General features: G+C 44.1%; 17 protein-coding genes. 11 read left to right on the top strand and 6 right to left on the bottom strand.

Annotated elements, in window-relative coordinates; all coding sequences use genetic code 11:
* The first annotated feature begins 163 nt into the window (after positions 1-163).
* Positions 164-1,525 (top strand): amino acid permease, encoded by a 1,362-nt coding sequence (locus tag V6669_RS22065; RefSeq protein WP_338588071.1) that lies wholly within the window; start codon positions 164-166, stop codon positions 1,523-1,525.
* Between the two features lie 427 nt (positions 1,526-1,952).
* On the opposite strand, the gene V6669_RS22060 is transcribed toward V6669_RS22065, so the two are convergent.
* The 3 genes from V6669_RS22060 to V6669_RS22050 form a co-directional block, all read right to left on the bottom strand.
* On the bottom strand, positions 1,953-2,501 hold the full coding sequence (locus tag V6669_RS22060) for an alpha/beta fold hydrolase (RefSeq protein WP_338588069.1): 549 nt from the start codon (positions 2,499-2,501) through the stop codon (positions 1,953-1,955).
* Between the two features lie 56 nt (positions 2,502-2,557).
* Positions 2,558-3,004: a MarR family transcriptional regulator gene (locus V6669_RS22055; protein ID WP_338588068.1), complete on the bottom strand. Its 447-nt coding sequence runs from the start codon at positions 3,002-3,004 to the stop codon at positions 2,558-2,560.
* Positions 3,005-3,140: 136 nt separating this feature from the next.
* Positions 3,141-4,205, bottom strand: a complete 1,065-nt coding sequence (locus V6669_RS22050) for an ABC transporter substrate-binding protein (RefSeq protein WP_338588067.1) — start codon at positions 4,203-4,205, stop codon at positions 3,141-3,143.
* A gap of 133 nt (positions 4,206-4,338) precedes the next feature.
* Here V6669_RS22050 and V6669_RS22045 point away from each other — a divergent pair, with 133 nt between their 5' ends.
* Positions 4,339-5,448: an iron ABC transporter permease gene (locus V6669_RS22045; RefSeq protein ID WP_338588066.1), complete on the top strand. Its 1,110-nt coding sequence runs from the start codon at positions 4,339-4,341 to the stop codon at positions 5,446-5,448.
* Between the two features lie 2 nt (positions 5,449-5,450).
* A complete protein-coding gene (locus tag V6669_RS22040) occupies positions 5,451-6,218 on the top strand; it encodes an ABC transporter ATP-binding protein (protein WP_338588065.1) in 768 nt (255 codons plus the stop codon).
* A gap of 141 nt (positions 6,219-6,359) precedes the next feature.
* Here V6669_RS22040 and V6669_RS22035 read toward each other — a convergent pair whose 3' ends face one another.
* Positions 6,360-6,992: a DUF421 domain-containing protein gene (locus V6669_RS22035; RefSeq protein ID WP_338588064.1), complete on the bottom strand. Its 633-nt coding sequence runs from the start codon at positions 6,990-6,992 to the stop codon at positions 6,360-6,362.
* A gap of 154 nt (positions 6,993-7,146) precedes the next feature.
* Here V6669_RS22035 and V6669_RS22030 point away from each other — a divergent pair, with 154 nt between their 5' ends.
* From V6669_RS22030 to V6669_RS22000, 7 genes are all read left to right on the top strand, one after another.
* The gene (locus tag V6669_RS22030) at positions 7,147-7,800 is read left to right on the top strand and encodes a ribonuclease H family protein (protein WP_338588063.1); all 654 of its coding nucleotides are present in this window, start codon (positions 7,147-7,149) and stop codon (positions 7,798-7,800) included.
* 332 nt (positions 7,801-8,132) lie between these two features.
* Complete coding sequence (locus tag V6669_RS22025; protein ID WP_338588062.1) at positions 8,133-9,002, top strand: alpha/beta hydrolase; 870 nt, start codon at positions 8,133-8,135, stop codon at positions 9,000-9,002.
* A gap of 299 nt (positions 9,003-9,301) precedes the next feature.
* Complete coding sequence (locus tag V6669_RS22020) at positions 9,302-10,291, top strand: serine/threonine-protein kinase (protein ID WP_338588061.1); 990 nt, start codon at positions 9,302-9,304, stop codon at positions 10,289-10,291.
* A gap of 548 nt (positions 10,292-10,839) precedes the next feature.
* Positions 10,840-16,590 (top strand): S8 family serine peptidase, encoded by a 5,751-nt coding sequence (locus V6669_RS22015; RefSeq protein WP_338588060.1) that lies wholly within the window; start codon positions 10,840-10,842, stop codon positions 16,588-16,590.
* A gap of 182 nt (positions 16,591-16,772) precedes the next feature.
* Positions 16,773-18,014, top strand: a complete 1,242-nt coding sequence (locus V6669_RS22010) for a transcriptional regulator (RefSeq protein ID WP_338588059.1) — start codon at positions 16,773-16,775, stop codon at positions 18,012-18,014.
* Positions 18,015-18,146: 132 nt separating this feature from the next.
* Positions 18,147-18,584 (top strand): Imm48 family immunity protein, encoded by a 438-nt coding sequence (imm48, locus tag V6669_RS22005; protein WP_338588058.1) that lies wholly within the window; start codon positions 18,147-18,149, stop codon positions 18,582-18,584.
* A 35-nt stretch (positions 18,585-18,619) separates the two neighbouring features.
* The gene (locus V6669_RS22000) at positions 18,620-19,159 is read left to right on the top strand and encodes an RNA 2'-phosphotransferase (protein WP_338588057.1); all 540 of its coding nucleotides are present in this window, start codon (positions 18,620-18,622) and stop codon (positions 19,157-19,159) included.
* Between the two features lie 187 nt (positions 19,160-19,346).
* Here the strand turns inward: V6669_RS22000 and V6669_RS21995 are convergent, their stop codons facing one another.
* Together V6669_RS21995 and V6669_RS21990 are read right to left on the bottom strand one after the other, a co-directional pair.
* Complete coding sequence (locus tag V6669_RS21995; RefSeq protein ID WP_338588056.1) at positions 19,347-20,204, bottom strand: SDR family oxidoreductase; 858 nt, start codon at positions 20,202-20,204, stop codon at positions 19,347-19,349.
* 113 nt (positions 20,205-20,317) lie between these two features.
* Positions 20,318-20,743: an Rrf2 family transcriptional regulator gene (locus V6669_RS21990; protein WP_036668516.1), complete on the bottom strand. Its 426-nt coding sequence runs from the start codon at positions 20,741-20,743 to the stop codon at positions 20,318-20,320.
* 411 nt (positions 20,744-21,154) lie between these two features.
* Here V6669_RS21990 and V6669_RS21985 point away from each other — a divergent pair, with 411 nt between their 5' ends.
* The gene (locus V6669_RS21985; protein ID WP_026080959.1) at positions 21,155-21,631 is read left to right on the top strand and encodes a DUF6790 family protein; all 477 of its coding nucleotides are present in this window, start codon (positions 21,155-21,157) and stop codon (positions 21,629-21,631) included.
* The last annotated feature ends 3 nt before the right edge of the window (positions 21,632-21,634 follow it).

The following is a 21,634-nucleotide window of genomic DNA, read 5'->3' as shown; positions in this document are numbered from 1 at the left end:
ATAAAGAGGATGTCTCCCGTCATATCCATGACTTATGGCACATCCTCTTTGCTGTGCAAAAATTTATAAATGGGGGATATGTATTCTGAGCAGATTATTATATGATGAGTAATAATATTTTGCATCGTAGAGAGCATGTACAGAAAGAGAGTGGTGGTTGATCATGCAGCAAGAAACGTTAACAAGGGGATTAAAGAACAGGCATGTACAGTTGATGGCGATAGGTGGTGCGATCGGTACAGGTCTGTTTCTCGGAGCAGGCAAAACGATCCAACTGACAGGGCCATCCATCTTGCTGGCCTACATCATTACGGGTGTGGTGTTGTTCCTGATCATGCGTGCATTGGGGGAACTGCTGTTAAGCAACTTGCAGTATCATTCCTTTGTCGATTTTGTGCGTGATTACCTGGGAAATATGGCGGCATTTATTACAGGCTGGACCTATTGGTTCTGCTGGATCTCCATTGCCATGGCTGATATTACGGCCGTTGGATTGTATACACAGTTTTGGTTTCCAAATGTACCTCAGTGGATGCCAGGGTTAATTGCGTTAGTCATTTTGCTGATCATGAACTTGGCAACGGTCAAGTTGTTTGGTGAGATGGAATTCTGGTTTGCCCTGATTAAAGTCGTGGCTATTCTGGCACTCATTGTTGTTGGTTTATATATGATTTTCAAAGGTTTTACAACGGATCAGGGTCCAGCGAGTTTCACCAATCTGTGGAGTCATGGGGGATGGTTCCCGAATGGACTGCATGGGTTCATCATATCGTTCCAGATGGTGGTGTTCGCCTTTGTAGGCATGGAACTGGTGGGACTCACAGCGGGGGAAACGGAGAATCCGGAGAAGGTTATTCCTAGAGCGATTAACCAGATTCCGATCCGGGTACTGCTCTTCTATGTTGGCGCATTGCTGATTATTATGAGTATCTACCCGTGGAACGCCATTGTACCTACTGAAAGTCCGTTTGTACAAGTGTTTGCAGCTGTAGGTATTGCGGCCGCCGCTGGAATTGTGAACTTTGTGGTGCTAACGTCCGCAGCGTCAGCGTGTAACAGTGCGATTTTTAGTACAAGCCGTATGGTGTTCTCCATGGCAAAGGATCGCAACGCACCCGAATCGTTTGCACGACTGAATAACAGGAAGGTTCCTTCCAACGCGTTGTTTTTCTCCACGATTGTTATTTTAATCGCAATTGTTCTGAATTATATCATGCCAGAAGGCGTATTTACGCTGATCACGAGCGTGTCTACCGTGTGTTTTATCTTTGTCTGGGGCATCATGGTGATCTGTCATCTCAGATATCGTCGTACTCAGCTCGAACTGGCGAGTCGCAGCCGCTTCAAACTGCCACTTTATCCGTTCTCGAACTATTTGATCTTAGCTTTTCTGGCATTTGTGCTGGTAGTATTGGCTTTGGCTGAGGACACGCGAGTGGCGTTATTTGTCACGCCGGTGTGGTTTATCCTGGTTGCGGGGATCTACCTTCTCAAAAAGAGAAACTTGAGCAGTAACAGACAGTAGAACTTAGCTTTGTTAATAAGTAGACCCGTCCAATCAGATTGGGCGGGTATTTATATTTTTTATATTCTTGCAGCCTTAATGAAAGGCAGGAAGGAGGTTTTAATATGATATTTACTTTATTTTGAAATTTTCTCCGTTAATTCAAAAGATGCTGTCTGTTCAACCATCCAAGGATGAGTTCGACAGGTTCCATGTACCGTTGGCCTACCAGTAAACCCGTATGTGTTGTATCCCAGAGTCCGGCATATTCGGCATGCAGCTGCTTGGCAGTTAATTTGCCTCTCCGATCTTCGTCTTCACAGGAAACAGCTTTAATCACCAAGCTGGGGCAACAGATCAGATCACCATTAATGGATACTCCATCGGCTCCACACAGAACTGAAAAGGTAGCAAATGCCTTCGCAGACTCCGTTTGCAGATATTTTCGCTAAAAAGCAATGTCTTCTGTCGTCTCATCTATACTGGTCAGTTCATCACGGACAGGTGCAGGCATGATGATCCCAGGTGTGATAAGATTGCTTTCCGGGTAGGGGATTAGCTCATGGACTTGCTTGCTCAGACTGGCGTCGATCACAACCAGGCCTGCCAGGGTAACGGTTTCTGCAATCTTTTGACTGAGAATCCCACCCATGCTAAAGCCAATAAGAACAGGAGGTTCGTTGAATTCGGCCAACACTTCACGAATATCCTCCAAATAATCCTCAAACGTAATCTTTGTCATGTCCATGACCCGACTCTTGTAGTGACTTCTCAGGTTCATGACATAACAGGTCCAACCGTGCTGGACAAAGTGGGGGATATATTTACTCCACATCCAGCTGCCTGTGTATGCACCGTGAACGAACAGCAGTGGGGGCTTCTTGGTCGTTGTTTCTTCGTCATGAGGCGGGGTTCCTTGGAATATTTCCAAGTGTAAATCATGTTCTCCGATCTTCTTTACCTCATGTTCCGGTAATAATTGAGTGTAGTCCATCATACCAAAAACCTCCTCTAAACTATTAGTTTGATATCAAACTATTTCTCCAAAAAAAATTAGAAGTTGCCATGAATTTTCATTAAAATTCGCAGCAGTTCTTTTTTCTCCGCTTCCGTAATGTCCGCATAGAACGCGTCCAACATGCGCTGAGATATCTCTTCAAAGACAGGTTTTAATTCTTCGCCTTTTGCAGTCAAAGCCACATGAACAACTCGTGAATCTGTTGCATCACGCTCCTTGAGGACGTATCCTGTCCGCACCAATTTGTCCACAAGTGCAGTCACTGTGGATTTATCCTTGCCAATTTTTTTGGCGATTTCAGCCATGGTCATCCTGTGATTGTTGTACAGGGCATAGATGATATCCCCATGGGACGTGGCGAGATCCTGGATTCCCTGCTCAGCCATCTCAGTAAGGATGAAGCGGTTGACCTTCTCTTTAATTTTGGATATGAGTGAAATAGCGTCTCTTGTTTTCATATGTGTAATATAGTTTGTTATCAAACTAATGTCAAGCTTTGATCCTTGATTTCTTGCATGCGCAATATTGTATAAGAGCAGTGAGAATTTCTTCTCCTGCTCCTTTGCTTTTATTTCATTTTAATACTTCAATATGACATTACAAGCCAACATCCGGCGATTACTTAATCGGATTAGCTTTCATTTCCTGTCCCATTTTCTCAATACCGTCCAGAATTTGATATCCATAACCCCAGAACTGGCTGAAATCCGTGACATAGATCTGTTTGTTCTTGATTGCATTCATACTTTGCAGGGCAGGGTTGGCATACAGATTCTGAATCAGCTTGTCGATATCCGGTGAACCGGCATACGCGGACAAAAGAAGATAGTCTGGATTCGCTGTGATCAGTTGCTCAACACTTACCTCACCTTGCACACCATCAAACGTATTTTTTAGCTTCAACAGACTAAGTGCATCAAGCTGATACGTATCGTTCTGCATGCTGCTTACCGTAATGGTGTCTTCTGTAGCGGGTACGATATAGGCAAAAGTACGCTCAGGCTGATCGGCTACACTTGCCTTAATGGCTTCAACACGAGTCTTCAGATTTTCTGTGAATGTTGCGGCATTTTCTTGAACGTCGAAGATCTGCCCAAGTTGTGCAATATCGCTATACAGGCTATCGAGTGTGCCTTTGTGATTCGTCGTTTGAAGGAACGTGCGGATATCCATGTCATTTAATCCATCGACGGTACCTACACCCCAGTCTGCATCAGCGAACAGGTCACCCCGTCCGAGTACCAGATCCGGGCTTGCACCTACAACCAGTTCTTTACCTACATAATCCTTGGACAATACCGGAATTTTGGCGAAATCATCAGCCACATCCGGTGTAACGGAACCGTATAGAGCAGCTACACCAACCATTTTATCGGTAAGGCCCAATTTGATGAGCATCTCAGCCGCAGATTGGGTATTCGCAACCACACGTTCAGGTGCTTTATCAAATACTTGCACTTTTGGTTTCCACTCGCGGCCCTCACCCGAGATTGTGAAGTTCTCAATGGTGAGCGGGTACGTCGTTTTATTTGTATTCTCAGCAGGAGCTGAAGTTTCTGTCGTATTAGTTGTTGAAGTTGTTTCTTCGGCAGGGGAAGAAGTTGATGCATTCGAACAGGCTGCAAGCAGCATTAACAGGAGACTTAGAGCAGCGAAGCCAATGGTTCTGGATGTGAATTTCATTAAATGATGAACCCCTTTTCTATGTGTTTTAAATTGACAAAGATAATCATTCTCAATTATAATCCGAGAAAAAGCTTTGTAAATAGCTAAATTTAATTTGTTCTACATTTTACGCGAATTGATGGGGGAAGAGATGGCACAGACGGTTCAGGTTCAGACACAGCGTATGGGGAAAAGAGAGTCTCTGATTCATAGTAAATCCGGGTTTGCTTTACTGATCGCAGCTTTAGTCATAATCACGATTATTTCTGTAGGTATTGCAGTTTCCATTGGACAGGTACAAATTCCACTGGCGGAGTCGTATCGTATCCTTTTATACAAATTAACGGGATTTCAGTGGGGAACAACACCCATCGAGGCAGGTTCCTTTACCGATATCATTTGGCAGATTCGTTTCCCGCGGGTGCTGATGGCGATGTTTATCGGTGCAGGCTTGGCCTTGTGCGGTGCTGTTATGCAGGCTGCTGTGCAGAATCCGCTCGCTGATCCTTACATACTGGGTATATCCTCAGGTGCTTCACTTGGAGCAACCTTTGCAATTCTCATTGGATTTGGTGCAATTGGGTGGCTTGGTCAAACCGGGGTGGCTTTCTGGGCCTTTGCTGGTGCAATGGGTGCGTCCTTACTGGTCCTGACTTTGGCAGGGATTCGGGGGAAAATGACGTCGGTCAAGCTGGTGCTTGCCGGAATGGTGATTAACGCGTTATGCAGCGCTTTTTCGAACTTTATTATTTATTTTGCCAACAATGCTGAAGGCATCAAAACGGTGACATTCTGGACCATGGGCAGCCTGGCGGCTTCTGGATGGAACAAGCTTCCACTCGTGGGTATCGTCGTGCTGGTGGCGATTCTATTCTTCCTTTTACAGTCCAGAGTTCTTAATACGATGTTATTGGGGGATGAAGCAGCCGTTACACTGGGTATTAATCTGAGTGTGTACCGAAGAGTGTACATGTTGTTAACCGCTTTGGTGACAGGAGTCATGGTGGCGAGCTGTGGCATGATTGGTTTTGTCGGACTCATTATTCCACATATCGTCAGGGGTCTGGTGGGTTCAGACCATCGTAAAGTGATGCCTGTATCCGTGCTGTTTGGTGCCATTTTCCTTATCTGGACGGATGTTATTGCACGATCCCTCATATCCAGCGTGGAGTTGCCGATCGGGATCATTACAGCCATGATTGGTGCGCCGATGTTTATGTATATGCTGGTCAAAAAAGGCTACGGTTTTGGAGGGAATTAACCATGAAACTGAACGTAGAAAATGTATCCATCTCTGTGCTGAACACGGACATCATCAAGGATATTTCATTACAGGTAAACGGTAAACAATTTGTGGGACTGATCGGACCCAATGGTTGTGGCAAGTCAACGCTGCTTAAGAGTATCTATAAAGTGATTAAACCGCAGCAAGGTAAGGTCTTTCTGGACAATACCGATATTCTCAAATCCAGTCCAAAGCTTGTTTCCAGACATATGGGCGTTGTCGGTCAGTTTAATGAATTGAGTTTTGATTTTACAGTGCGCGAGATGGTCATGATGGGCCGTACCCCGCACAAAAAAATGTTGGAGACGGATAATGAACGAGATCACGAAATCGTGGAGCAGGCTTTGGAAAAAGTACATCTGACTGGACATGCAGACCGCAATTACGTGTCTCTGTCTGGTGGAGAGAAACAGCGTGTGATACTGGCGCGTGTCCTGGCACAGCAACCTCAATTCCTGATCCTGGACGAGCCAACGAACCATTTGGACATCAAATACCAACTTCAGATTCTAAATATTGTCCGCGGACTCGGCATTGGCATATTAGCAGCGCTGCATGATCTCGAACTCGCCGCAGAATATTGCGATTATCTCTATGTGGTGAAAAAGGGCCAGATTGTGGTCCACGGCAAACCGGCTGATATTCTGACTCGTGAGATGATTGGTGAGGTATTTGATGTAGAATGTGAAATCTATACAAATCCGGTTACGGGCGGCCTGGGCATCGCTTACCTGAGTACACGGTGATTAGGACTATATCTTCATTTGGATGATGTGGAGTAATCTTCGAAATAATCAATTGAAGTATAAATAGACCGTACCTTTTTGAGCGCTGTTGATAAGTGCTCATAGGTGCGGTCTTTTGTTTTTTTGGAGGGGAGGGCGCGTCTACTGAAGCTTCGGGTCGACGGGCTGAGCATGAGCACCTTTGCTGACTTCTTGGAAAACATCTGAGGAGTTATCGCTATGCGTTGAAGACTTACTGCTGTTGTCTTGTTGGGAGTGTTCTCCCGTTGCTGGGCTACTACCTGTAATTGCATAACTTCGTAGGATCTCTTCCAGATCTCCAATCGTCACGGGTCGAGCATGTCGTTTCAGGACATAACCGAGTTGGCCATTGGGTTCCACCGTTGCCGTCTCCAGATCGTCTACACTTGTAATTCCGTTCTGTCGCATATGCATCTCGAGCTGATCCATCGTATAACGCATACGTTTCAGATTCGCTATAATGACCTTTCCGTCTTCTACCACGATTTTGGAACTGCCACTCATTAACCGTTCAAAAATATTAAATTTCAATTGCAGTTGTTCCACTACAAGCAATGTCAAAATGAAGACTGATGCTGATCCAATCGCTTTGCCAAGCTCATGATTCGCGATGGGCTGTACAATCGTTGTTCCGATGGAGATCATGATGACCGTTGTGGCGACACTCATCTGTGAGATCGACTTGCGACCTGCAATTCGCAGCAGAATCATGCCGATAAGTACAAGTAAAACGGATTTCCATATCCAGTCCATACGTATATTCCTTTCTATTCCAGTATGCGCTTTGCTTCTTAGACTGTTCTGGAGTTGGAGGAATTATGCAGTTGGCTAAATCCATAGCTTTCATTCCGCCCACCGGATCGTTTACAATAGGGTATTGATGAAGTGAACAAAGGAGCGGGTCACAGTGGCAAAACAGAAATACTATGTTGTCTGGGAAGGTAAGAAGCCAGGCGTATATAACACATGGGCAGAATGCAAAGCACAGACGGATCAGTATACCGGAGCTAAATATAAATCTTATGAGTCCAAAGCAGCTGCAGAAGAAGCGTATCGTGCCGGATGGAAAGGGAACTGGGGTTCTAGTGCAGGCGGAGCGTCGAAGACGAAGTCGGCTGGTACCGGAAGAAGTGCAGGCATGGAAACGTCGGAAGAAGTGGATTATGACAGTATCTCTGTTGATGTGGGGACACGGGGTAACCCCGGACCTGTAGAATACAAAGGGGTAGACACCCGCACAGGTGAGATTATTTTCTCCGTCGGACCGATCTCCAAAGGCACGAACAATCTGGGCGAATTTTTGGCCATTGTACATGCCCTCGCACATTTGAAAAAAGAAGGCAGTACCAAAACGGTGTATACCGACTCGGTCAATGCCATGAAATGGCTAAAGCAGAAAAAAGTAGCCACAACGTTACCAAGAGACAACTCCACGGAAGAAATCTGGCTGATGATCGATCGTGCGGAGCAGTGGCTCCAGACAAATACGTACAGCAATAAAGTGCTAAAATGGCAGACCAAGCAGTGGGGCGAAATCAAGGCGGATTACGGCCGGAAGTAAGTATTTATCCGTATCAATTTCATAATACCTGTAGCTACTTCACTCAAGGCTAGATATAGATCAAAGCGGTTTAATTTGTCTATATCTAGTCACAAAAATCCATTTTTAGTGAGTTATAAAATTGATTTAACCAAAGGATGCCTCCTTTATTTTTGGTCTATTAGAATCGTTATTTACAATTTCCAGTTTCCGCTCTATAATCATCTGAATATGATTAGTTAAACATATGGAGGAGCCTGTCATCTGCAGGCCCTCTTTATCTTTTTGGTCCATCGATTAGCAAGTCCATTCACTAGAATGGGTTATTTGAGTATATATTGCAGGAGGCAGACATGAGTTCCATTTATAGAAGTGAAGAAGGCAAGAGCAGCATACTTGAAGAGTATGAGATTTATTTGAACGAGTTGGGTGAGGATTTTACGCGTGAGTATGTAGAGACGCGTTTTGGCAAGACGCATGTTTTACTGACGGGTCCTCTAGATGGCAAGCCGTTATTTATTCTCCAGGGCGGTAATTGTGTGAATCCGATGACGTTGTCATGGTTCTCTTCCTTATTTAAGGAATACCGGATTATTGCTCCTGATACGATTGGTCATCCTGGTTATAGTGAGGAAGCGAGTATCTCCACACGGTTTGATAGCTTGGCTTTATGGGTGTCGGATCTGCTGGATCACTATGATATTGAAAAGAGTGCATTTATCGGTCCATCGTTTGGAGGAGGCATTATCCTCAGACTGGCTACCTATATTCCGGAACGCATCTCGTGTGCTGTATTGGTTGCTCCTGCTGGTCTTGCGGTCAATTCCAAAATTAAAACAGCTCAGGATATCACGCTGCCGCTCGTCAAGTACCGCATGACGTCTTCACCATCTTCTTTGCAAAAAATTACGGACAACATGTCGTGCAACTGCATGAAAGAAATGGATAAAAACATTATCGGCAAACTTTTTAAATACGTCAGCATAGAGCAGGATCTGCCCAAGCTCACGGATCGAGAAGAACTGGTGAATTATACGTCACCAACCTTGTTATTGGTAGGGGAGAAGGATGTCTTTTTCCCTGCGGATAAGTGTATTGAGCGAGCTCAAAAGATTATTACGAATGTAAAAGCCATCAAGTATGATACAGGACATTTTCCTTCACAGGACGTATTGGTTCAGATGAACGAGGAAATCGGACGTTTTTTACAGAATAATTATTAATAAAAGCTGCAAATGAAGGATGAGAAATGTTTTTCTCCAGTTTAATTAAGTAATTACATCCTTCTGTCGATACTCTATATAAGAGAGTCCTTTTCTTCTATAGAATAGTGTGGATAGGGATTAGCAGTGGATCGTAGAAGGCTTGATATCATCAATATTTAAATATTTCGCGTTAAGGTGTTTCAAATTGCATCATTTGGTTTATATGTATAGTTGGCGATGAATTGCTGACTGGTTGAACCAAATGATGCATTTACGCGGAAAGTCTTCCGATCGACAAGGTTGAAAAGAGGTCTGTTATGAGAAAAGACAATTGTAAAATGGCATTGCAGCGCAATGTGATTATAAATGATACATATCAGGTAAGACAGGTATTAGCCAGCAGTGAGTTGGCTATTGTATATGCAGGGCGAGATCGTAATACGGGTGCCAAGGTAGCCATTAAGGAATTTTTCCCACAGAGACTGGCTGAACGTCAGGCAGACAAGCGTGGGGTGTTCTGCTCTTCGCGAGGATACGGTGGGCAATATCAGGAGTTACTGGCTGCATTTCTGCTCGAAGGTGAACTGTTATCGAAACTGGATCATCCTCATATTGTTTCGTATTTGGATCATTTTGAAGCAAATGATACGGGGTATCTGGTTATGGAATACTGCACGGGAATCACATTGACCGAGTATCTGAATGAACACAACCATGCTCTTGATGCTGCCTTCATAACAGAGACGCTGCTTCCACTGGTGGATACATTGGATTACATACATAAGCAAGGCATTCTTCACCGGGATGTGAAACCTTCCAACATTATGGTGATGGAGGATGGTACACCCAAACTTCTGGACTTTGGCTCAGCTACCCGTTGGCCTATGCAATCCGGAGAGAAACAGGTGATATTTACATCGGCAGGTTATTCTCCGCTGGAGTTCTATTCGGAGAAATCCAGTCAGGGACCGATGTCGGACATCTATAGTTTGGCAGCTCTGCTCCATTATTGGACATGCGGGCAACCCCCTATGGACGTGAAACAGCGGTTGTTCCAAGATGAATTACCATCAGTTCGCTCACATAATGAGTATGTGAATCCTTGGCTCGCTCGTGTTATTCATTGGGGTTTGACGGTTCGTTCTGAGAAACGCTGTGCCTCTTTAGCTTGGGTCAGAAGCTCGCTGCGAATTCAAGCCTGGGTATGGAAAGTGCGCAAGCCAGGTACAGTGGAATGGTCTTTAGCCGAGAATGAACATACGCAGGTCTATGAAGTGGAGTCGAAAAAGCAACATGAGACGGCGTAAGCAGTCATGACCTATGTTTAGAGACGCTTAAATGAAAGCATAGCTGTTAAATAGGTGTAAAACATAAACAAGTCAGTTCTTCCCCTTACATATGGGGCGAACTGGCTTGTTTTCTTTTATAGCTTATAGAATACATCATTCTTTACCAATGCCATCCATTCGAGATATACGTTAAAAAAGCTTACATGTCTCGTTCTGTTTAGAACAATGGTGTAAGCTTTTTTCGCGTTTTTTAACAGATATTTAATTGAATCCAATCAAAAAATAACAAAAAAAGTAATTTATTTTTGAAAAAACTCTTCATTTTCGAAAGTGATTTTAGGTCTAAAGAAACTTGTTTATCAAATTCAGTTGTGAATAAAAGAATAGAATCCTGAATTTGTTAAATAAAGTCACTAAATTAGATAATTCGGTCTATTTATATGTAAATTTTTCCGAAGGGTAACAAACTGATTCTTCTATTAACATACTCAATTACCCCAATTTACATCCCCTACGCTGCGGAATACGATAAGCCTAATCTGATCGTAAATCGCAGGAGGTATAAAATGAAACGAAAATCAACCCGATGGTTATCCGGTTTAGTAGCAGCAGGAGTCATGTTGTCTTCCATGTTCTCCTTACCTGCTTACGCAGCACCTTCTTATGGTCCTCTGCAGCAGAGTGAAAGCGCTAAGTCCATTCTTCAATCACTGACGCCAGAGGAAAGACAAGCTTTGAATCAGCTTCAAGTCATGGATGGTGAAGTGATCGACTCCAAGGTGAATACCAAAAGTAACGATTTGGTCAAAGTGATCATCCAATTCAATAGCGAACCCGCTGCCGTTGCCTTGAAACGGGCTGGACTAAAAAATGAGAAGTTGTCAGAGCTTACGGCCGCAAGCAGAGTAAAACAAAATCATCAGCAATTCAAGCAGCACATTAAGTCTTTGCAGCAGAAGAGAGGGCTATCTTATGATGCTGCCTCGATCCAAATCACTCAGGAGTATGAAACCGCACTAAATGGTGTTGCGTTAACAGTCCCTGGCGTAGCCGTAGAAGATCTGATGAAATCCGGAGTTGTGAAAAAAGTATGGGCTGACCAGGAAGTGGTACTTGATCTGCCAGAAACAGACACATCAAGTGAATTTGCATCTGCATCCGGAATACAACCTCGAATGGCTGATAGTGTGCCATATCTCGGAATCGACAAACTTCATGAAGAGGGTATCACTGGTAAGGGAATCAAAGTGGGTGTACTGGACACCGGAATTGATTATAATCATCCGGATTTAACAGGGGCGTATAAAGGGTATCGCGCTCATGCGGGTGAGGATCCAAAGCAAGTAGATCCAACGACAGTTAAAGGATGGGACTTTGTTGATAACGATGCAGACCCGATGGAGACGACCTATAAAGATTGGGAGAATTCGGGCTATAAGGAGCAAGGTGTATTAGCAGAAGATTATTATACTTCCCATGGAACACACGTATCGGGAACCATCGCTGGGCAGGCCAAAAATGATGTGGGGCATGCTGTAAAAGGTGTCGCTCCAGACGTAGACTTATATGTGTACCGTGTACTTGGCCCTGGTGGAAGTGGTGAGATGAGTGGCATTATTGCCGGAATTGACAAGGCTATTGAAGATGAACTTGATGTTATCAATCTATCCTTAGGGGCAGCCACGAATGATCCGCTGGATCCTTCTTCAATTGCACTGAATAATGCGATGCTGCAAGGCGTGGTGAGTATGGTTGCGGCAGGTAATGATGGACCCAATGAAGGTACGTTAGGTACACCAGGCGCGAGCGCGCTGGCCATTACGATTGGTGCTTCCGATGTCCCGTTAACTATTCCTACGGCTACAGTGACTCTGGATGTGTATAACAATCCAGGTGCGGGAGAGACAGAGGAAACACCTGTAATTGAAGAAGAACCTATTCGGGGTGAGGAAACACCTGCAGTAGAAGAAGAGGCATCGGCAGAGGAAAAAGAAACACCTATAGTGGATGAAGAAACTTCACCAACAGTAGAAGAACCATCTGCAGCAGATGTAGAAGCATCGGCAACAGAAGAAGAGACACCAGCAGCAGATGTAGAAACTCCACTATCAGTAGAAGATGCACCTGATGCAGAATTAGAAGCACCACCAGCAGCAGAAGAAACACCTGTAGTTGAAGAAGAAGCGCCAGCAGAAGAAGATGAAACACCTGTAGCAGGAGAAGAAGCGCCAACAAAAGAAGTACCTGCTTCAACGTTTACTGAGGTGTTAACACTGTTTGGTAAAGATTTTGCTGACGATCTGACCACGCTTGAAGGCAAAACCTACGAACTTGTTTATGCAGGGCTTGGTAATGCTTTTGATTTTGAAGGTATTGATGTACAAGGCAAAGTGGCCCTAATCGCTCGGGGAGATATTGCACTCGATGCCAAGATTGTCAACGCAAGAAAAGCAGGGGCGGCAGCAGCAATCATTTATAACAATGTTGAAGGAACAATCCCTAATTATCTGGGTGAAATGAACGGGTATATTCCTACATTCCAAATGATGAGAGAGCTTGGAGAAAAACTAAAAGAGTTGAACGGTGTGACGGTCACCTTTGGCGCAGCAGGCCAAACCGTTACGGAAGGGAATAAACTGGCCGATTTCAGTTCCCGAGGCCCAGCCGCCGTGAATGATGATATTAAACCCGATATCGTTGCACCGGGCGTAGCTGTTTTTTCAACCTATCCTGTATTTGTGAATGATCATACGGGTGAGAATTATAATATTGCCTATGCACGAATTTCGGGTACTTCCATGGCAACCCCGCATATGGCAGGTATTGCTGCACTTATGCTTCAGGCACATGAAGAATATACACCTTTTGATGTGAAGACTGCTCTTATGAATACAGCTGTTGATCTGAACGGGAATTATTCCGTATATGAAGTAGGTGCAGGCCGAGTAGATCCGTACCGGGCAGTCCACACATCTGTATTTGCCAAAGTTCAGGATAAAACGATTCACTTCTCGAATGACGAATCCATCCTTATTGATGAAATTACAGGTTCCATCGTATTTGATAGTGCATATTTGGAAGAAAACGACCAGGGAATCGTATCTGACAGCCGAACAGTTAAGATCGAGAATAAAGGGGACGGTGCCAAAACGTATAACACTTCCATGAAGCTGTTAAACGATATGAACTTAAATGTTCATCTTCCAGAATCCATTACTGTAAGTGGCGGAAGTACGGAAGAGATGACTGTTTCAGTGGATATACCACAGGACACGCCAAGTGGTCGTTATGAAGGATATGTATATCTGGATACGGAAAATGCGGCGGATCATATTCAGATCCCATTCTCCATCCGTATTAGCGAAAAGGGTATAACTTCGGTGGAACTGATTCCACCATCCATCACAAACGATACTCCTTTCCATCAGTTCCTGAATCGTATTACACTGAGTGCTATTCAATTGGGAAGTCCCATTGACTCTGTGGATGTATTGCTGAAGGATCGCAAAACCGGCGAGGAAATCGGGTTTGTAGGTACCTTGAATTCGCAGTCCCTGCTACCGGGAGTGGAATATCTGATCCTGAATGTGTTTAGAGGTTATGCATTTCCGATTGACAACGGGGAGATCTCCAACGTTGCACGATTTGTCCCTGAGGGCAACTACACACTTGAATTCATCGGTACAGATTCGGACGCCAAGCAGTATTCATCCGAAAGATTGGTAGTTGTGGACAATACAGCCCCCGAGATTGATTTGGGTATTGAGCCTGGTGTACACGAACTCAATGATAGTATGCTGACGGAAAGGGAAGGTGGACAGGGCGTCTGGTATGATGGCACAGCTATCGATTCAACCATCCAAACCTTTGTTGATAATGGGATCACGGCTTATGATCAATCCTCCAATCGTGTCATTTTCTACGAGAATGGCAGTCCCTTTTATTCCGGTGATTTGCCTGTTTCCAAAGAAGGAAATATATCTTTTGGTATTACCAAAGAAGAATATGATAATGGTTACGAACTTCGACTCTTTGGATTGGATGTGGGTACAGCGGCCAATCCCGTCAAGGACCACCGCTATGGTTTTATTTCCGAAGGTAAACCTTATGTGACCAGCAAATATGACAAAGAACAAGTGCGTAAAGGAGATACAATTACCCAAACTATTCAATTGAACAATGTCGAGAAGTTAAACGGTATTTCGTTTACCCTGGAATCGATGTATGACTATAAACAATTTAACCGGATTGAGCCAACGCCTGAGCTGCAGGCATTACTGGATGCCACAGGTGCTCAAGTGAAAATCAGTGAGCCTGTAGTGGACCAAAGAGAACTCAGCTTTGAGGCATCCATCTCAGGTGGGTCCTTTGAAGGAATCACAGGGGATCTTGATTTGTTCCATGTTGTCTTTGATGTACCGAAGGATGAATTCTATTTTAAGAAAAGTGACGTACCATTTCTTGAAGTGAAATACACGACTGTTGGCATGAAAGAGAACGAAGAGAAATTGGCATTAACCGCGTTTAACACAGACAGTTATGAAGTGATCTCCAAATCCTCGAGAACATATGGTTTTGTACGTCCGGAAGCTTTTATGGTCGATGGAGAGTATCTGGATTTTGAAAATGACTATTCGGCAATGGGCATTGAAGTTTATGCCGAGACGGCTTCCGGTGAGAAATATGAGGGGACTGTGCAAAATTATGGTGAGTTCCTGATCGATGGGATTCCGGCAACAGGAGAAATGACGACCATCTACACACGAGTTCCGGGTCATTTACCTTCCAGGCTGGCAGTGGTTCTGAGCAAGACGATTGATGGCGAATATTATGGCATTAATCAAATGAATTCGTCAGACTTTACGTATGCAGGAGATATTAATGGGGATGGAGTCATCGATATCTATGACATGGAGCTTGTAACGAAACATTATCATACTTCGGATGAGATCGCCGATATTGACCAGGATGGCTCTGTAGGAGACGCCGAAGTGAATTATATTACAAATAACTTTGGAATGACTGCTAACTATTCTACCAAGAAGCCTGTTTTGCAAATTGGGGACAAAGACTTAGGGTACTTCCTCAATAAAATTCAGGAAATGAATAATGGTGGTTCTGGTAACAATGGGGGTGGTTCTGGAAATAGCGGTGGCGGCGGATCTTCTACGACCCCTGCACCTGTCCCAACACCTGCACCAACCACAGACCCAGATCCAAGCCAAAATCAGGTCATTACAGAAAAAGAATTGAAAGCTGTGACAAACGGTACCGCAGATGTGGATATTACAGTTGGTAAGAAAATTGAGTTGCCTGTTAATGCGGGGGACTTGTTGGGTGCGAATTCACTCACAATTTCTCAGCAAGGTGTATTATCGCTCACCATTCCATCTAGCGTATTGAAAGAACTGCAGACCAAAGGAGGTTCTGGTGCTGCTGGGGGCAAGATCATTTTGGATATATTGAAACAAGATGTGAAAGCACCAGAAACGAAACAAGGTCTTACGTGGACAACCGCAGGTGCTGCTTATGAAGTTGAACTGTATCTCCAGGTTTCCAGTGAGAAATTATCTCTGTCCTCGCTTCCTGAAGATTTTTCACTGACACTCCATTACGACAGAATGTTAAACAGCGATCTGATTGGAATGTATCATGAACATTCATCTGCGGATCAATGGGATTACGCAGGTGGGATTGTAGATGAAGAGAAGGGTACCGTTACTTCCCAATTGTCTGATATGGGCATGTATGCACCGTTCGTTTACGATAAATCCTTCGAAGACGTGGTACCAACGCATTGGGCAAGTAAAGCAATCAAGTCTCTTTCGGCGAAACATGTGCTGACAGGCAAAACAGAGACCGCGTTTGATCCACAAGGTCAAACGACTCGTGCCGAATTCGCTGCTTTAATCGTGAGAACTCTTGGTTTAGAGGTGAAAGGTAACGAATTGCCATTTGGTGATGTTAGTAAGGATGCCTGGTATGCAGACAGCGTTGCAGCTGCATATCAAGCAGGTTTGGTTCAGGGAATAGCGAATGATAAGTTTGCTCCGACCCAAACCATTTCACGTGAAGAAATGGCAGTGCTCATAATGAGAGCATACGAATATCAATCCCAATCAAACGATACCCAGTCGGCTGTTGCCGGTTATACGGATGAAGCAGACATTGCATCTTGGGCAAAAGAAGCTGTGGCGAAAGCTTCCGAGCTTGGTGTAATGAAAGGTTCTACTGGCGGGAAATTCAAACCCCAAAATAGTGCTACTCGTGCCGAAACGGCCCAAACGGTTCACAATTTACTTGCGCTGCTGAAATAAGAAGTACAAGGATAAGAGGTTCCTCTAACATTAGAGGGGCCTCTTATTTTATTGTTATTTTACTTAGTTAAGCTCCTGAAATTCTCTTCCCAAGTATGTCAGACTCCAATATATAACTGGCAGAGTCCATATTCGAACCCTATAATTAGGAATAAAATGATGGATTAAAACGAGGTGTAGTGATGATTGAAGGGAAGATTATTAAATTTTACCGGGAGAAAAGTAGACGAACTCAAGGCGAACTGGTGAAAGGGATCTGTTCAGTCACACATCTGAGCAAAATTGAACGGGGAATGACAGAGTATTCACAAGAAATTATGGACATGCTCTGTGATCGACTATGTATTGATATGGCAAGAGAAGTAGCGAGATATCATCAAATGAACGATCTTCTGGATTCATGGCAAGAGGCCATTATTATGCAGAGAACAGCTGAAGCTATTCGTCTCAAAGACAAGTTGGAAGAAGAACCGTTAAAAGGTATACCTGATTTGCGTTTATCCTATGACTTGCTGCGGATCCGATTTTACTTGTTTATGAATAATATCAATGAAGCCGAGAGACTTATAGCCGAAGTTGAAATTCCTGATGAATCGGAGCATTCATATGAACATTATTTTTATCACCATGTGATGGGGATTTATTATTTCCTTACAGGACATTATCGCAAGTCCATTGAGACGTTAACTTCAATTAATCAGTCCAAATATACGAATCATGAGTACTTCTATCATTTGTCTCTGGCATATCACTCGATATATTCGAATATTACGTCGTACTATTACGCTGAGAAAGCTATTCAGCATTTTCGGAAAACGCTCAATATGGTGCGGATCATTGACACCGAAACCATTATGCTGGTTCAGCTCAATTCCCGTGAGTATCATGATTTTCCTGAGACGAAACGCAGATATGAGAATCTGATTCGGATTAGTGATGATTGTGGGCTCCCTGACCGAAAAGCCAAGCTGTTGAACAATCTGGGTTATGAATATAACCGGCGGAAGCAATATGAGGATGCTGCTTACTGGTACAGACAAGCGCTTGATATCATTCCGGAGAAACAACCGTTATACCTGATGGTACTCAATAATTACATAGAATCGAATAGATTGGGTAACCTCATTCCTGCAAACAAGCTGTTGGACATGTCTCTGGAAGCCTTGCGCAATTCTAAACTTATTTCAGACGCAAGTTATATGGAATTGGAACTCCAGTCTGTCATTTTACAAGGGCAGGAGCAAACGTATTACGAAATGATAGAAGAGCGAATTCTTCCTTATTATCGTGAACTTGGTTCCCAGTATCTCGCTGAACGTTATGAAGAGATATTGTTTCAGTACTATATGGATCATGGTGAAAAGGACAAGGCGCTCAGGCTCGCCAAAAATCGCTTCAAATCACAAGCGACTTCCCTTATATAAGGGTAATATAAGACTAAGAGAAGTGTCGACGACATATGAGTGGTTTGAAACGAACACCCCAACTCCGATACAATGTTCTCATAGAGTCTGAGAGAATGGATCAAATACGGTGCAGAAATGGAGAAAACCAATATGACTGATTTTATCAACGCTGACGATATTAATGACGTAATTCTGGCTGCGGCAGCAAACGAGCTGGAGCAGATGGTGGACAAAATGTGTGAGCTGATTGGCACGCCATTGGAACAGACGACTGAACTGGAGCGTCAGGTAATGGCTGCTTTTGGTTTTGGCGCGGTGTATGGCATCACTCATCGGGATCAGCTAGCAGAGCCGCAGGCCCATGCCTTGAGCATTCGGATGCTGATTAAACCATTTAATTATAGTGAACAGCAGGCGGTTGATTTTGCCGATGATCTGATTCGTGTGGCTTCCGATCGTGAGGTTCATCCGGTGATGAATACGATTATCCAACGTGGGATTGATGGACACCGCCAATTCAATCAGGAAGACGATGAAGGATTGGAACGTAACATTCAGGAGATTTTAACAGCGGTTCAATCGCAGTAATATACGGGTTTTATTAGATGTGGGAGATGATTGCATTGGATCTGATGAAATTAAGCAAAGAACTCTCATACGCTCTGCGACATGCACCATGGGAGTATGAGTTGGAACTGGATGAAGAGGGTTGGGTGGAAATCTCGCAATTGCTGGTGGCTTTACATGAAAGTCCGCAGTGGAAGGAAGTCACGCAAGCCGATCTGGAGCAGATGATCCAAGCCTCGGAGAAAAAGAGACATGAAATCCGTTCTGGCCGTATCCGGGCATTGTATGGACATTCGACACCCCATAAGATATCGAAGTTATCTGCTGAGCCACCGGAAACCCTGTACCATGGGACTCCGGCACGCGCAGTGAATTCTATTATGGAACATGGCTTACAGCCGCGGCAAAGGCAATATGTACATCTGTCCGCAGATATCGATACGGCCAATCAGGTGGGACGAAGACGGGATGATCAGCCTGTTATTTTGAAAATCAATGCTGCTCAAGCGGCCACAGATGGAATCCTCTTTTATCATGGAAACGAAAATATCTGGCTGGCCGATCATATTCCCGCACGTTATATTCTTGAGCAGTGAGCAGTGTACAATGAGTGATGAACTGTTGTGGAAAACATAAATACCTATCTCGAATTACAGCAGTCGCAATCAACGGGTGAGTGTACGGTCATTCTTACAACGGGAATATCATTGTATTGATCTCTAGCTACACAAGAAAGGGACACATCCAACATTTGTTGGTGTGTCCCTTTCTTATATTCAAAACTTACTTGCCTACAATCGCTTTAATACCTTCGCTAAGTGGCTGAGCCGGACGGCCAAGCAATTTCTCTAATGTATCACTTTCTACAGCCAATGCGCCTTCACGGATGGCACTTTGCATATCAACAAGCATCGATACGACAAAGTCCGGTAGACCTGCACCTTTCATGATGTCAGCGTAAGCGGCATCGTCCACGTTCTGCACGTTGATTTCCTGCCCAAGCACTTCACCAACAATGGCAGCCAGTTCAGCTTGCGTGCGTAGTTTGCCGGACAATTCATATACGGTATTCTCATGTCCTTCGCCTGCAAGTACAGCTGCTGCAGCATGGGCATAATCACTGCGGGTAGCCCAGCCTACTTGGCTGTCATTGGTGGCATGAACCCAAGGTGCGCCTTGTGTAGCGGCTTGCACACTGCCTGCTTCATTTTCCAGGTACCAGTTGTTGCGCAGGAAGGAATACGGAATACCGGATTCACGAATAGCTTTTTCTGTAGCGCGGTGAACTTCCGCCAGGGAAAGGGTATTTTCCTCTGCATTCACAACGCTTGTATAAGCGATGAAACCCACACCTGCGCTCTTGGCAGCGTCAATGGCAGCCTGATGTTGGCGAATACGCGTTTCATTGTCACCATCGGTGGAGATGAGCAACAGGCGGTCTACACCGGCAAAAGCTTTCTGCAACGTCTCCGGTTGATCGAAGTCACCGTGACGCACGTCAATGCCTTGGGTGCGGAGTGCTTCCGCTTTCTCGGGATTACGTACACTTACTGCCACATCCTTGGCAGAATCCGTTTTTAACAATGCTTCTACAACCAGTGAACCCAATTGACCTGTTGCGCCAGTAACCAAAATTTTCATTTTCTTTTCCTCCTAGGGTATGTGTTGTTGGTTGCATATAGATGTAATCAAAAATGTTATAACAGGTGTGATTACAACGAAAGGGTTAAAAAAAGCTCATTATGAGCTTTTTTTTATTCAGAGACATGAATCTGATCCATCATCTGCTGTATGGTTACACGATTCAAGCGCTGTTCCATGGCTGTCTGAGCCTCAATGAGTTCGGCACGCAAAGTGTGTTCAATCATGTTGCCGACCGGACATTTCGGATTCGGATGTTTGTGAAAGTTAAACAATTCCCCATCCTCCACGACCTCAAGCGCTCGATATACATCAAGAAGGGTAATGTCAGCCGGATCTTTCAACAAGGAAGCACCGCCCACACCGGGTCTGACGTCAATCAGACCAGCCTGTTTCAGCTTGGACATAATCCGCCGAATAATCACTGGATTTGTATTCACACTCTGCGCGATCACATCTCCGGTGCATTCATTAGGCATAACAGCGATCAGGGACAGGGTATGAACCGCAATGGAAAAGCGACTGCTGATTTGTCTCATGGGATAATCACCACCGTTGTAACTATAATAGTTACAAAGTGATCGGATGTCAATTCTTTTATATCATATGTGAATTGATCGTTGCTGTTATCCTGTAATCGTAGATGATAATTGAACTATCACCTATGTCAAATAAATGAGTTGTGGTTCTTTTGAAGCGTTAAAAAAGAAGTAGGTTTCAAACCTTTTAATGTAATAATAGGGCTTAATTCCTATTATTTTCAAGTTAAATGGAACTATATGGTTTTCTTGTTTGCGTACAGAAGAATAAAAATGACAAAAGCTTCGACAAAATAGAAAATTATGTATTAATTGACAAATGTAAAAGCGATTATATAATGTGTGTATCTACAAGATTGTACATTTAGTTACAAATGATTCCAAATAACAAACGGCGGGAGTGGGACAGGCATGTGGTTTTTGGTTCTATGGTTGTTAGGTCTAATCTCAGGGGGAGTACACCTATATGTGTTAGGTTTTCCCGGGGAAATGAGCGAGATTAGCAGAGTATTGCTGCTTCATCAGTTTGTGGTTACGTTTGGATTGGTTGGAGTGATTGGTTATGTTGTCAACATTGCCAGAGCGGATCAGACAGCCAAAATGTTAGGATGGCCTGGTGGACCATTTCAGGTTAAATACGGTTTTTCCCAGGTAGGGCTTGGAGTTATGGGGATTATGGCCATCTGGTTCCAGGGGAACTTTTGGGTGGGTGTATTGGTAACGATGTACATATACGGATTAAGTGGTCTTTGGTCACATACTTATGTCATGATTAAAAATCGCAAGGCAGATGGAGACAGTATCGGGAATCTCATTATGGATGTGGTGTATCAAACGTTTATCACGGTTCTCTCCGTATTGGCTGGCGGAATCTGGGTAATGCACTAAGCT

Origin of the sequence: Paenibacillus sp. Y5S-9, assembly GCF_036894235.1 — a bacterium.
Lineage (GTDB): Bacteria > Bacillota > Bacilli > Paenibacillales > Paenibacillaceae > Paenibacillus.
The sequence above is the reverse complement of the archived record's forward strand: the minus strand, read 5'-3'. Positions and strand labels throughout refer to the sequence as shown.